We start from the raw sequence: 13,615 nt of genomic DNA, 5'->3' as shown, positions 1-13,615 counted from the left end.
TGGTGCTAGTCGTCGAATCCGACCCAGACGACGGCGTCGTCGATAGATTTGCGTTCGGAGACGACCGCGTTAGCGGGGAAATCGTCGTCCGGGTAGCCCATCGCGATGGAGATCTGAATGACTTCGTCGTCAGCGATGCCGGCATGCTCGCGTACCACTGGGGACTGCATGATGCCCTGGCTGTTGATGACGCACCCCAGACCACGCGACCAGGCGGCGTTGACCAGCGCATTGGCGATCGCACCACAGTCGAATGGCGCGATGTCGTTGCCGGCGAGTTCGCGGTCGTACGTGACGATGATCGACAGCGGGGCGTCGAACTGACGGAATCCACGCAGGACCCAGTCCTGTCGGCCGTCTTTGTCTTCTCGGGCGATCCCCATGGCGGCGAACAACTGCTTGGCGATACCGACCTGGCGATCGCGGTGCTCACCCTCGTACTTGTCGTGGGTGCGGAACTCCCGCGAGTGCGGCACGCCCGCCAGGTTTCGTTCGGTATTGCCCTTGCGGATTCGATCCAGCGGTTCGCCGGTGATGACATACAGATGCCACGGTTGGGTGTTCATCGAGGATGGCGCGCGCATCGCCATCTCAACGACCTCGCGGATCACGTCCTGTGGAACCGGGATGGGTTTGTAGCCGCGGATGCTGCGTCGTCCGTGCACTACCTCGTCGTACTTCACGCTGTGCGTCTCCCCTTCATGTGGTTCTCATCGAGTGCTCACCTTGACCATGACGCGAGTTGGTCCGGCTGGCGGTGTCACTGAACCCGTGTAGTGGTCTCTAGACTGTGCGTCCAGTCACCTGATCTGTCTACCACGCGCCCAAAACTGGACCGCGGGATAGGACGATGCGGGGTGCTGGCACGACTCAATACGGATGAACGGGACGGGACGAGATGCGGATTGCGAACGTGGGCGGTCGACTACAGCTGATGACGACGGCGACAACCGGGGTGGACGTCGAGCAGGTGAGCGAGGGCAAGTTCAGCGCTGACCCGAGCGCGATCTACGACCGCTGGGACGAGTTCACCGCGTGGGCAACAGGAGCCGATGCGGCAGACGCTGTCGAGTTCGCACCCGAAGATTTCCAGGCTCCCGTGCCGTTCCCGAAGCAGACGTTCGCGCTCGGGCTGAATTTCCGCGATCACGCCGAGGAGACGGGCTTGGCGATTCCCGAGGAGATCCAGGTCTTCACGAAATGGTCGTCGTCCTTCTGCGGCCCGATCGCCGAAGTAGCGCTGGTCGAGGGTGACCTTATCGACTGGGAGGTCGAACTCGTTGCGGTCATCGGTAAGGGTGGGCGCGATATCGCCGAGGCCGCAGCGTGGGATCACGTTGCCGGATTGACCATGGGACAGGACATTTCGGCGCGTCGTCACCAAGGCCGCGGGACCCGGCAGTTCTCGCTCGCGAAGTCGTATCGCAACTATGCCCCGATGGGCCCGGTCGTGGTCAGCGTCGACGAGTTCGCGAACAAAGACGACATCAAGCTAGGTTCGAAGGTCAACGGCGAGGTGATGCAGGACGGCCGGACCGCGGATATGATCTTTCCCGTTTCGCGGGCGATCGCGGACCTGTCGAAGATCGTCGAGTTGTACCCAGGCGATTTGATCTTTACCGGCACTCCTGCCGGCGTCGGCCAAGGCCGCAAGCCGATGCAGTTCCTGCGCGCGGGGGATGTGCTCGAATCGCACATCGAAGGCATAGGTGAGATGCGCCAGGTCTTCACCGCCTCCGAGTAGTCGCACCACCTCTGCTCCGCTCGCGCCTTCCGGCTCATCTATCGCAGTGGTCACCCCTCCGGTCACCGACCGCAGCGCGCGCCCGGTCATCGGCCGGGGCGAGGTGTGAGCGGAGCGGAGGTGTCGTGGTCACAGGCGCCCGCGACCATGGCGCGCCGCGCTCGGCTTATGGCCGGGCGATCGGGATTACTCGTCGATGTCGCCGTTGCCGTTGCCGAAGATCAGAAACGATACGTCGACCTGCAGCGCATTCGCTAATTGGAAGACCGTATCCATCGTCGGGTTTCCAGCGCCAGGTCGGCCACGCAGGTCCTTTGTGTTGTTGCGCGAATGCTCGATGTTCTGCACCTGATTGCGACTGATGCCCGCGAGCTGACCGAGGCGCTCCTGGGTTAAACCGCGCTTCGGCGAGCTGCGCTGACACGCGCGCCGAATTCGTCTGCAAGCTCCGCCCAGTGGCGAGGTTGGCGGGAATTCGGCACGCATACAAACCTGTCCCTGCATCGCTCGAGAGTCAGCCCAATGAATTGGGTAATCACCTGGAGCCGCGGCTGGCGGGAACTGAATGGGTGCGGGTCGGCTGTGGCTACCAAGCCCATCTCGGTTGTTGGTTTTGGTCCCGTATGGAGACAAGAACTCACATCTGAGATGAAAGCTCGGGGAGGAGGTTAGAGGTAGCGCGCGAGGTCGGCGGTGAGTTCGGCGGCGGCCTGGTCGCACGCTTTCGAAACCGCGGCCATGCCGAAGAACCCGTGGATCAGCGTGGGGTAGAGGCGCAGCGTTACGTCCACTCCCGACTTTGCCAGTACCTCGGCGTACGCCGTGGATTCGTCCCGTAGCGGGTCATAGCCCGCGGCCCCGATAACCGTCGGGCAAAGCCCTTCGCGTTGGCCGTACATCGGCGACATCCGTGGATCCGTGCGGTCGGCGCCGTCGGCATACGCTGCGATGAAGGCGTTCATATCGTCCGCCGTCAATCGGTACCCGCTTGCGTTCTGTTGCGCGGAAAGATACTGCCCCTCGCAGTCCAGCGCGGGATACAGCAGCAGCGCGGCATCCAGCGCGACGCCTTCGTCCCGCGCTTGGTGTGCGACAGCCGCGGCGAGGTTGCCGCCCGCTGAATCGCCGGCGACAGCGATCTTGGGGCCACCGAACTCGCCTCGGCGCGCTTCGATATAGGCGAACGCATCCCAGCAATCCTCGTACGGCGCGGGAAATGGATCCTCGGGTGCGAGTCGGTAGTCCACCGAGACGACCATCGCGCCGGTGTCGCGCACGATTCGCGCGCATAGCCGGTCATGCGTGTCGAGGTCGCCGACCACCCAGCCGCCGCCATGGAAAAAGACCACTGTCGCCTTCGGCTCGCCTAACTGGTAGGTGCGCGCCGGCAATGTGCGGCCACTGAGCGGTAACTCGATGTTGCGGACATCCAGACCCTCCAGGCTGTTGGGAGCGGCCAGCCCGGCGGCCCGATAGGAGTTGCGAGCCGCCGCCTCTTCGCCCGGAATATAGAGCCGTGGGTTGCCGGCCGCGTCGATGGCGTCGAGCACAGTTTGGACCTCGGGATCGACGGGCATATCGGGCCTCCTTAGGGACGTCTATCGAACCGTACCCGGCATCGGCGAACCCGGTGGTTCCGCCTAGCTGAAGCGCAGGCGTACGATCGTTAGCACTACGAAACGAATGTCGGCAGATAACCCGACGACACCGCGACTCAGGATCCGATGAACTCAACGAACGAACAAGAACCGGCCGCGAACCCTTCGCTGGCGATCGCCATATTGGCCTTCACCGGTATGACCGTCTCGATCATGCAGACGATCGTCGTACCACTACTTCCGCATTTGCCGGGCATCTTGAGCGCATCCCGGGAGAGTGCGACGTGGGTGCTGACGGTGACGCTGATGGTTGGCGCGGTGTTCACCCCGATTGCCGGACGGCTTGGCGATATGATCGGCAAGCGCCGGATGCTGATGATCACCACGGCCATGATGGTGATCGGATCGCTGGTATGTGTGCTGTCCAGTAGCCTCGCTCCGATGCTCGTCGGACGCGCTCTGCAAGGAATGTCGCTCGGTTCGATATCGCTCGGAATCAGCCTGATGCGCGACATCATGCCTAAAGAACGGCTCGGTTCGGCCGTGGCCTTGATGAGCGCGACCCTCGGCATCGGCGGCGCGATCGGACTCCCGATCTCCGCTATCGTCGCGCAGCACCTGTCCTGGCACGTGCTGTTCGCGGGCTCCGCCGCGTTCGGCGCGATCGCGTGCCTCGCTGTCGTCCTCTTCATCCCCGAGTCTGCCGTGCGCTCCGGCGGATCGTTCGACATCCTCGGTGCGATCACGTTCTCCGGAATGCTGATATCGCTGCTGTTCGGGTTGACGAAAACCGCTGACTGGGGCTGGGGAAACTGGCGCGTCTACGCGTGCTTCGTGGTGGCGATGCTGTTCGGCCTCATGTTCTCGAAGGTCGAACGACGCGCGCCGCACCCTATGGTCGACATTCCGGTCACCCTGCAGCCGACCGTCCGCTACACCAATCTCGCATCAATCCTCGTCGGGTTCGCCATGTATACGTGCAATATGGCGGTCACCGAACTGTTGCAGGCGCCGAAGGACACTGGTTACGGGTTCGGGACCTCGATGGTCGTGGCTGGCCTATGCGCCGCTCCGATGGGCTTCCTGATGATGGTGTTGTCACCAGCCGGGGCGAAGCTCATCAAGGTACGCGGAGCTCGGTTTGCGTTCAGGTCGGGGATCGCGGTGATCGGTGTCGGGTTCGCGATCGGCGTGTTCATGGTCAACGCCGCGTGGGAACTGATCATCGTCGCGATGTTCGTCGGGGCGGGTGTCGCCCTGTCGTACGCCGCCGCCCCCACCCTCATCATGAGTGCCGTGCCACAAACGCAAACCGCCGCCGCGAACAGTGTGAACACGCTCGCACGGTCGATGGGTACTTCGCTCGCGGCCGCCATACACGGCAGCATCCTGGCCTCGGCGTTCGTGGTGGGTGGGACGTCGTACGGCCCGCTCAACCCCTTCCAGTTGTGCTTCCTGCTCGCGGTCATCGCCTGTGCCGTGGCGTACACCCTCGGTGCGTTCATTCCGAAGGAGCCGCGCGAGATCGTCACCACTCCTGTGGCAGAAGCCGTCACCAACTGACGGTTCGGTCGGTAAGTACCCTCAATCGCAGACGCAATGAACAAGGAGATACCCATGCGCAGAGCCGCCATAGTGAACCCCGTCCGCACCGCCGTAGGCACCTTCGGTGGCTCGATGAAGGACGTACCCGTCGAAGACCTGGCCGCGACCGTCGTCAAGGAGGTCATGAAGCGTTCGGACGTCGACCCGAAGTTGATTGAGGACGTCGTCTTCGCGCAGTCCTACCCGAACGGAGAGACGCCGTGCCTGGGTCGCTGGGTCGCGATGCATGCGGGCCTGCCTACCGAGACGCCCGGTATGCAGCTCGATCGCCGTTGCGCGGGCGGGCTGATGTCGATCGCTACGGCATCGATGATGGTCCAGTCGGGCGCCGCGGACGTGGTGATCGCCGGCGGCGCCGAGTCGATGAGCCGCATCGAGCACTACACCACGGGCGCGCGCTGGGGCACTCGCGCGGGCGGGATGACGCTGCATGACCGTCTCGATCGCGGTCGGGAACGTTCGCAGCCGACGTGGCGGTACGGCGAGATCAGCGGAATGATCGAAACCGCCGATGTCCTGGCCGCGCAGCAGGGCGTCACCCGCGAAGAAGCCGACGAGTACTCCGTGCGCTCCCACCAGCGCGCGATCGATGCGTGGGACAAGGGTCTGTTCGACGATGAGGTTGTGCCGGTCGAGGTGCCTCAGCGAAAGGGTGATCCGATCCAGTTCGCAAAGGACGAGGGTATGCGCCCCGGGACTTCGATGGAGACTCTCGGCAAGCTGCGCGTGCTGCGCAAGGACGGCGTAGTCACCGCCGGCAATGCGTCGCAGCAGAACGACGCCGCCGCGGCTTGTCTGATCGTCGCCGAGGACAAGTTGGACGAACTCGGCCTCGAGCCGATCGCGTTCCTGCGCGGCTGGACTGCCGTCGGTTGTGAGCCCGGCACAATGGGTTGGGGACCGGTCCCGGCGGTCGCGAAGTTGTTCGAAAAGACCGGTCTGAGCTGGGACGACATCGACCTGGTCGAGCTCAATGAGGCGTTCGCTGCGCAGGTCCTCGCGGTTACTAAGGGCTGGGGTTGGAACGAGGCAGACAAGCTCAATGTGAACGGCGGCGGCATTTCGCTCGGGCACCCCATCGCTGCGACCGGCGTACGGATCATGACCTCGCTGGTGCACGAGATGAAGCGTCGCGATGTCAAGTACGGCCTCGAGACGATGTGCGTCGGTTCGGGGCAGGGTATGGCCGCCGTCTTCGAGCGCGCGTAGGTCTTGATCTCCTCGCCACCGCCGACCACATCTGTCGGCGGTGGCGAGATGTACGTAGCCGCAGAGCGGGCATGGCGTGGGACGCGACTGCCAATGGTGGGCGCTGGCATGTGGGTCACGTGCCCCAGAGCGGCGTACGACCCGTGGCCGTCCCCGCCGTCTCCACCCGTTCGGGCCTCGTTCGTCGTCCCTCTCCGTCGAGGACCGGCGGGCGCCGCGCGTTCTACCGATGACCGGCGGGTGTGACGTGTTCGGCAGCTACCCGATTGGTTGTCGGTGCAACGATCAAACGGTTGTGTTGCGGAAGAGTTATAGGCGGCGTGATCTTTGCCGGGATCGCGCTACTGGTTTGAAACCCGGTGCGCCGAGCGGGTAAAGTTAGTCTTCGCTCTGGCCGATGCCGTCCAGGCTGTACTCCGATAACTCCTATCGCAGAACAGGACGGTGACTTGTCATGTCGCTTGCCAGTTTCTCCACGCGCCCCGTAGCTCAAGGGCTGTACAACCCTGCCCATGAGCATGATGCCTGTGGTGTCGCGATGGTCGCAACCATGCGCGGACACGCCGGGCACGACATAGTCGAGCACGCCCTGACGGCATTGCGCAACCTTGACCACCGCGGCGCCACTGGCGCCGATCCGTTGGTTGGAGACGGCGCCGGCATCTTGATGCAGATGCCCGACGAGTTCTTACGCGGCGTCGTCGATTTCGAACTACCCGCGATCGACTCGTACGCCGGCGGTATGGCCTACCTTCCGCAGGACCAAACCGAGCGCGCCACAGCGATCGCGAAGATTGAAGAGATCGCGGCCGAGGAGCACTTGAAGGTGCTCGGCTGGCGTGACGTTCCGGTGGCCGCAGACATCATCGGGCAGGTCGCCCGCGACTGCATGCCGCATTTCGCGCTGCTGTTCGTCTCCTCGAACTACGGCAAGCAGACCGGTGTGAACCTGGACCGGCTCGCCTTCTGTCTGCGTAAGCGTGCCGAGCACGAGACTGGCGCGTACTTCGCATCGCTGTCCTCGCGCACGATCGTGTACAAGGGCATGCTCACCACCAGCCAGCTCGAGCCGTTCTTCAGCGACCTATCGGACGCCCGGATGGCGACGAAGCTGGCGCTGGTGCACTCCAGGTTCTCCACCAACACCTTCCCCTCGTGGCCGCTGGCGCATCCGTTCCGGATGATCGCGCACAACGGTGAAATCAACACGGTTAAGGGCAATCGCAATTGGATGCGCGCGCGCGAGTCCGCGCTGACCTCCGACGTTATCCCTGGCGATATGAAGCGCTTGTTCCCGATCTGCTCGGAGGACGCCTCGGACTCGGCGAGTTTCGACGAGGTCCTCGAGTTGCTGCACCTCGGCGGACGTTCGCTTCCGCATTCGGTACTGATGATGATCCCGGAGGCGTGGGAAAACCACGAAACGATGGATCCTGCGCGCCGCGCGTTCTACGAGTTCCACTCGATGCTGATGGAGCCGTGGGACGGACCGGCCTGTGTCACGTTTACCGACGGCACGCTGGTTGGCGCCGTACTCGATCGCAACGGTCTGCGTCCGGGCCGCTACTCGGTCACCGAGGATGGTCTCGTCGTCCTCGCCTCCGAGTCCGGCGTCCTCGACCTCGACCCGTCAACGGTTGTGCGCGCCGGTCGCCTGCAGCCGGGCAGAATGTTCCTGGTCGACACCGAGCATGGTCGGATCATCGAAGATGACGAGATCAAGGCAAACCTGGCCGCTCAGCAGCCGTACCAGGACTGGCTGGACGACGGCATCGTCCGCATCGACGACCTGCCTGAGCGCGAGCACATCGTGCACACACCGTCCTCGGTCGCGCGCCGCCAGCAAACCTTCGGGTACACCCACGAGGAGACTCGGATCCTGCTGACGCCGATGGCGAAGACCGGCGGCGAGGCGCTCGGCTCGATGGGCACCGATACGCCGATCGCCGTGTTGTCGGAGCGTCCGCGCCTGCTGTTCGATTACTTCAACCAACTGTTCGCTCAGGTCACCAACCCGCCATTAGACGCGCTTCGCGAAGAACTCGTCACCTCCCTGGGCAATTCGATCGGTCCAGAGCGCAACCTGCTGTCGGTCTCGGCGACGCATGCACGCCAGCTCGCTGTGGACTTCCCGGTGATCGACAACGATCAGCTCGCGAAGATCGTGCACATCAACGCCGAAGGCGATCAGCCCGGCTACGCCACGCACGTCGTCCGCGGCTTATACGACCACCTGCAGGGCGGTCAGGGAATTGCGGACCGGCTCGAGGTCATCTTCGGTGAGATCTCAGAGGCCATCGAGCACGGCGCCCGGTTCATCGTGCTCTCCGATCGTGACGCCGGACGCGACTACGCGCCGATCCCGTCGCTGCTGCTGACTGCCGCAGTGCACCACTACCTCGTTCGGGAAAAGACCCGCACGAAGGTCGGCCTGATTGTCGAGGCCGGCGACGTCCGCGAAGTGCACCACGTTGCCTTGCTGATCGGGTACGGCGCTGCGGGTGTCAACCCGTATCTGGCGATGGAGACCGTCGAGGACATGGTCCGTCGCGGCTTGATCGAGGGCATCTCGCCCGAGACCGCCGTGAAGAACCTGATCAAGGCGCTCGGTAAGGGCGTGCTGAAGGTGATGTCCAAGATGGGCATCTCGACCGTGCCGTCGTACTGCGGCGCACAGGTCTTCGAGGCCGTTGGTTTGTCCCAGGCCCTCGTCGACAAGTACTTCACCGGGACGACCAGCCAGCTCGGTGGAATCGGACTCGATGTGATCGCGGCCGAGGTCGCGCAGCGGCACGCGATGGCGTATCCGCCGGAGGGCGTGGAGATTCCGCACCGTCCGCTGTGGACCGGCGGCGAGTACCAGTGGCGCCGCGACGGCGCGCCGCACCTGTTCAACCCGGACACTGTCTTCCGGTTGCAGCACGCCACCCGGCAGAAGCGTTACGACATCTTCAAGCAGTACACGAAACTGGTCGATGACCAGTCCGAGGAGTTGATGACCCTACGCGGACTGTTCGAGTTCTCCGATGCGTCCTCGACGGGCCGCCAGCCGATCCCGATCGAGGAAGTGGAACCGGTCAGCGAGATCGTGAAACGGTTCTCCACCGGAGCGATGTCCTACGGATCCATTTCGCAGGAAGCGCACGAGACCCTCGCGATCGCGATGAACCGTCTCGGTGGTAAGTCCAACACCGGAGAGGGTGGCGAGGACGTCGAGCGACTGCTGGACCCCACGCGCCGATCGTCGATCAAGCAGGTCGCGTCGGGACGCTTCGGCGTCACCAGCCACTACCTGACCGAGTCCGACGACATCCAGATCAAGATGGCGCAGGGGGCGAAGCCGGGCGAAGGTGGACAGTTGCCGGGCCAGAAGGTGTACCCGTGGGTCGCCAAGACGCGGCACTCCACCCCTGGCGTCGGGCTTATTTCGCCGCCCCCGCACCACGACATCTACTCGATCGAAGATCTCGCTCAGCTGATCCACGACCTGAAGAACGCCAACCCTCAGGCGCGTATTCACGTGAAACTGGTCGCCGAGATCGGTGTCGGCACTGTCGCCGCGGGTGTCTCGAAGGCGCATGCGGACGTGGTGCTGATTTCCGGCCACGACGGCGGTACCGGCGCTTCGCCGCTGACCTCGCTCAAGCATGCGGGTGCGCCGTGGGAACTCGGTTTGGCGGAGACCCAGCAGACCCTGCGACTGAACGGTTTGCGGGACCGGATCGTGGTGCAGGCCGACGGGCAGATGAAGACCGGTCGCGACGTCGTGATCGCCGCACTGCTCGGCGCTGAGGAGTTCGGGTTCGCGACCGCCCCGCTGATCGTGTCCGGCTGCGTGATGATGCGCGTGTGCCACCAGGACACCTGCCCGGTCGGCATCGCAACCCAGAATCCGGAGCTGCGTTCCCGCTATAGCGGCAAACCAGAGTTTGTTGAGACCTTCTTCGAATACATCGCCGAGGAAGTCCGCGAACACTTGGCGGCGCTCGGGTTCCGCTCGATTCAGGAGGCGGTCGGCCACGCCGAGTCGCTGAAGGTCGATCGTGCGATCGAGCACTGGAAGGCTTCGGGTATGGACCTGTCGCCGATCCTGGCCACTGTTGAGGACCCGACCGGCGGTACGCCGTACAACTCGGCAGGGCAGGACCACGGCTTGGGCAAGGCCCTCGACCAGCAGTTGATCGCACTGGCCCGCCCCGCGATCGATAACGGTGAGCAGGTCCGCGAAACGGTCGAGATCCGCAATGTGAACCGCACCGTTGGCACCATGCTGGGCCACGAGGTCACGAAGGCGCATCCAGCAGGTTTACCGGACAACTCGATCCAGTTCACCCTGACGGGGTCCGCGGGGCAGTCGTTGGGCGCGTTCCTGCCAGCCGGCGTCACCTTGCTGATGAGCGGTGACGCGAATGACTACGTCGGCAAGGGCCTGTCCGGCGGGCGGGTCGTCGTCCGCCCGGACGAGCGCGCGCCGCTTGTCGCCGAACAGAATGTCATTGCCGGCAACGTGATCGGGTACGGCGCGACGACGGGAGAGTTGTTCCTGCGTGGCAAGGTTGGCGAGCGCTTCTGCGTGCGTAATTCAGGCGCGACTGCGGTTGTAGAAGGCGTCGGCGATCACGCGTGCGAGTACATGACCGGCGGTATCGCCATGGTCCTCGGCGAAACCGGACGTAACCTCGGTGCCGGTATGTCCGGCGGTGTCGCTTACGTCCTGGACCTCGACGAACAGGTCGTGAATCCCGAACTGGTCGACGTACTTTCCTTGCGTGAGTCGGATATCGAGATCGTGCATCGACTGTTGACCGATCACGTGAAATGGACCGGATCGACGGTTGCACAGGGGCTGCTAGACGACTGGTCGAACGGAATCAAGCGGATGAAGGTCGTGCTACCGCGCGGCTACCAGCGCGTGCTCGACGTACGCGCCGACGCCGCGGAGCAGGGACTCGATCTCGACGGCGCCGAGGTGTGGAGCCGCATCATGGAGGTTTTCAATGGCTGACCCACAGGGTTTCCTGAAGCACCGCGAGCGGGAGTTGCCGCAGCGGCGGCCCGTCGACGTGCGCATCATGGACTGGAAAGAGGTCTACGAGGCGCAGGACGGCGACCAGCTCAAGCGGCAGGCCTCGCGGTGCATGGACTGCGGCATTCCGTTCTGCCACTCCGGATGCCCGCTGGGCAACCTGATCCCGGAGTGGAACACGTTTGCCTGGAAAGGTGACACCGCAGACGGTATCGAGCGGCTGCACGCGACGAACAACTTTCCTGAGTTCACCGGACGGTTGTGCCCGGCACCGTGCGAAACCGCTTGTGTGCTGGGGATCAACCAGCCAGCGGTCACCATCAAGCAGATCGAAGTGCAGACGATCGAGAACGCGTTCGCTGAGGGCCTGGTCACGCCGATGCCGCCGGAGCGGCTCACCGGTAAGACCGTCGCCGTCGTCGGATCGGGTCCGGCCGGGCTCGCGGTCGCGCAGCAGTTGACGCGCGCGGGACACACCGTCGCGGTGTATGAGCGCGACGACAAGCCCGGCGGCCTGCTGCGCTACGGCATCCCCGAGTTCAAGATGGAAAAGGCCGTGCTGGATCGCCGCATCGACCAGATGAAGGCTGAAGGCACCCGTTTCCGTTGTGGCGTCACGGTCGGTAAGGACATCACCGGCGCCGAATTGCGCGCGAGGTACGACGCCGTCGTACTCGCGACCGGCGCAACGGTGCGTCGCGACCTGCCGGTCGACGGACGCGAATTCGTCGGCACGTACCAGGCGATGGACTACTTGCCGCAGGCCAACCGAGTCGCGTTGGGCGAGGAGGTCGCCGATCAGGTCGTGGCTACCGGCAAGGACGTGATCGTGATCGGCGGCGGTGATACCGGCGCGGACTGCATCGGTACGGCGCTACGTCAGGGTGCGGCCTCGGTGACGACGCTCGAAATCATGCCGCAGCCGGGTGACGATCGTCCGGCTTCGCAGCCGTGGCCGACGTACCCGACAATCTTCCGGATCGCCTCGGCGCATGAAGAAGGCGGCGAGCGGTTGTACGCCGTGTCTACGAAGCGGATCCTCGGCGATGCCGACGGCAACGTGCGGGCGCTCGAGGTTGCCGAGGTGGCGATGGTCGACGGTCGCTTCGAAGAGGTGCCTGGTACGGCGCGCGAAATTCCGGCGCAGATGGTGCTGCTGGCGATGGGGTTCCTCGGTCCGGAGCGCGAAGGGCTCGTGGACCAGCTCGGTGTGCCGTTGGACGAACGCACCAACGTCGTACGTGCGAACGACTACCAGACGTCGGTGCCGGGTGTCTTCGTCGCCGGTGACGCCGGTCGTGGCCAGTCGCTGATCGTGTGGGCCATTGCCGAAGGGCGGGCTGCTGCGAAGGGCGTGGACGAGTTCTTGACCGGCGTGCCGTCGCAGTTGCCGCGGCCGATCAACCCAGGTGACCGCCCGCTCGTCGTCTAACCCGCGCGGAGTGTGGCCGCCTTTGTCGGGCGTCATCGAAGCGGTGCCGGTGCGGAGCGCAGACGTCGCTGGCCGGGCAAGTCGGTGAGTGCAATTGGGAGAAGGTGCATCACCCGACAGTGGCGGTTATGGCCGCGTTGTAGCGTCGGTGCATGACTGAACCTCCCATGAGCACTGACCTGACCGGGCTGACTGCGACCGTGACGGGCGCTGGGTCTGCCCCGGCGGACGTTGTAGGCAACGGGCGCGCGGTCGCGACATTGCTCGCTCGCCGCGGCGCGAACGTGGTCGCCGTCGACCGCGACGCGTCTCGCGTCGAGGACACTGCGTCGTACCTCAACGAGTCCGGCGGGTCATGCCTGCCGCTGGTAGGCGACGTCACCGATGACGCCTTTTGCCGTGAGATAAGCGAACGCGCCGTTGCCGAGTACGGTGCGGTGAACATGTTGTTCAACAACGTCGGCGTCGGCGGTCCGCAAGGAACGGTCGTCAACGTCGACCTCGAGAAGTGGCGCCGTACGCTCGATGTGAACGTCACCTCGATGCTGCTCACCTCGCGATACGCCATCCCGAAGATGGTCGCCGCAGGTGGCGGCGCGATCGTGAACATGAGTTCGGCGGCCGGTCTGGTGGGCGGACACGCGCACATCGCCTATGCGGTAACTAAAGGCGCGATCGTGAACATGACACGCGCGATGGCAGCGCAGCATGGCGCGGACGGAATCCGGGTTAATTGCGTAGCTCCCGGAATGGCGTACACGGCGATGGTCGCCTCGCAGAACATGACCACTGAAATGCGTGAGGCGCGACGCCAGCGCTCGATGCTTCAGACGGAAGGGACGCCGTGGGACGTAGCTGAGACCGTCGTATTCCTGCTGAGCCCTGCCGCGAAGTGGACGACGGGCGTGACCGTGCCCGTTGATGCCGGCCGTACCGCGGGGGAACGAAGCAACCCGGTGTTTGTCTTCGACAAGGAAATCTCGTCCTGAGCTGCGACCCGC

The 13,615-nt window shown here is 64.3% G+C and carries 9 protein-coding genes; 6 read left to right on the top strand and 3 right to left on the bottom strand.

What is annotated here, in order from left to right; all coding sequences use genetic code 11:
• Positions 1 to 5: 5 nt before the first annotated feature.
• On the bottom strand, positions 6 to 683 hold the full coding sequence (locus tag E1H16_RS03105; protein ID WP_134322198.1) for a nitroreductase: 678 nt from the start codon (positions 681 to 683) through the stop codon (positions 6 to 8).
• Between the two features lie 251 nt (positions 684 to 934).
• On the opposite strand from E1H16_RS03105, the gene E1H16_RS03100 reads away from it, so the two are divergent.
• Positions 935 to 1,744: a fumarylacetoacetate hydrolase family protein gene (locus E1H16_RS03100; protein ID WP_243837607.1), complete on the top strand. Its 810-nt coding sequence runs from the start codon at positions 935 to 937 to the stop codon at positions 1,742 to 1,744.
• A 186-nt stretch (positions 1,745 to 1,930) separates the two neighbouring features.
• On the opposite strand, the gene E1H16_RS18335 is transcribed toward E1H16_RS03100, so the two are convergent.
• Together E1H16_RS18335 and E1H16_RS03090 are read right to left on the bottom strand one after the other, a co-directional pair.
• Positions 1,931 to 2,092, bottom strand: a complete 162-nt coding sequence (locus tag E1H16_RS18335; protein WP_166741598.1) for a hypothetical protein — start codon at positions 2,090 to 2,092, stop codon at positions 1,931 to 1,933.
• A 320-nt stretch (positions 2,093 to 2,412) separates the two neighbouring features.
• The gene (locus E1H16_RS03090; protein ID WP_134322195.1) at positions 2,413 to 3,321 is read right to left on the bottom strand and encodes an alpha/beta hydrolase; all 909 of its coding nucleotides are present in this window, start codon (positions 3,319 to 3,321) and stop codon (positions 2,413 to 2,415) included.
• Between the two features lie 147 nt (positions 3,322 to 3,468).
• On the opposite strand from E1H16_RS03090, the gene E1H16_RS03085 reads away from it, so the two are divergent.
• From E1H16_RS03085 to E1H16_RS03065, 5 genes are all read left to right on the top strand, one after another.
• Positions 3,469 to 4,905, top strand: coding sequence for an MFS transporter (locus E1H16_RS03085; RefSeq protein WP_134322194.1), 1,437 nt, complete (start codon positions 3,469 to 3,471; stop codon positions 4,903 to 4,905).
• A gap of 54 nt (positions 4,906 to 4,959) precedes the next feature.
• Entirely contained in the window at positions 4,960 to 6,156 is a 1,197-nt protein-coding gene (locus tag E1H16_RS03080; RefSeq protein WP_134322193.1) for an acetyl-CoA C-acetyltransferase, read from the top strand.
• Positions 6,157 to 6,610: 454 nt separating this feature from the next.
• Entirely contained in the window at positions 6,611 to 11,161 is a 4,551-nt protein-coding gene (gltB, locus tag E1H16_RS03075) for a glutamate synthase large subunit (RefSeq protein WP_134322192.1), read from the top strand.
• Positions 11,154 to 12,614 (top strand): glutamate synthase subunit beta, encoded by a 1,461-nt coding sequence (locus E1H16_RS03070; RefSeq protein WP_134322191.1) that lies wholly within the window; start codon positions 11,154 to 11,156, stop codon positions 12,612 to 12,614. Before gltB ends, E1H16_RS03070 begins: the two co-directional genes overlap by 8 nt.
• Before the next feature lie 152 nt (positions 12,615 to 12,766).
• The gene (locus tag E1H16_RS03065; RefSeq protein ID WP_134322190.1) at positions 12,767 to 13,603 is read left to right on the top strand and encodes an SDR family NAD(P)-dependent oxidoreductase; all 837 of its coding nucleotides are present in this window, start codon (positions 12,767 to 12,769) and stop codon (positions 13,601 to 13,603) included.
• Positions 13,604 to 13,615: the final 12 nt, after the last annotated feature.

This window comes from Cumulibacter soli (assembly GCF_004382795.1).
In the GTDB taxonomy this organism is placed as follows: domain Bacteria; phylum Actinomycetota; class Actinomycetes; order Mycobacteriales; family Antricoccaceae; genus Cumulibacter; species Cumulibacter soli.
This window is presented reverse-complemented; position numbering and strand designations above follow the sequence as displayed.

Coding starts and splice junctions, on each gene's coding strand:
- E1H16_RS03085 (WP_134322194.1), top strand. CDS start 3,469: ATGAACTCAACGAACGAACAAGAACCGGCCGCGAACCCTTCGCTGGCG.
- E1H16_RS03070 (WP_134322191.1), top strand. CDS start 11,154: ATGGCTGACCCACAGGGTTTCCTGAAGCACCGCGAGCGGGAGTTGCCG.
- E1H16_RS03065 (WP_134322190.1), top strand. CDS start 12,767: ATGACTGAACCTCCCATGAGCACTGACCTGACCGGGCTGACTGCGACC.
- E1H16_RS03080 (WP_134322193.1), top strand. CDS start 4,960: ATGCGCAGAGCCGCCATAGTGAACCCCGTCCGCACCGCCGTAGGCACC.
- gltB (WP_134322192.1), top strand. CDS start 6,611: ATGTCGCTTGCCAGTTTCTCCACGCGCCCCGTAGCTCAAGGGCTGTAC.
- E1H16_RS03100 (WP_243837607.1), top strand. CDS start 935: ATGACGACGGCGACAACCGGGGTGGACGTCGAGCAGGTGAGCGAGGGC.
- E1H16_RS03090 (WP_134322195.1), bottom strand. CDS start 3,321: ATGCCCGTCGATCCCGAGGTCCAAACTGTGCTCGACGCCATCGACGCG.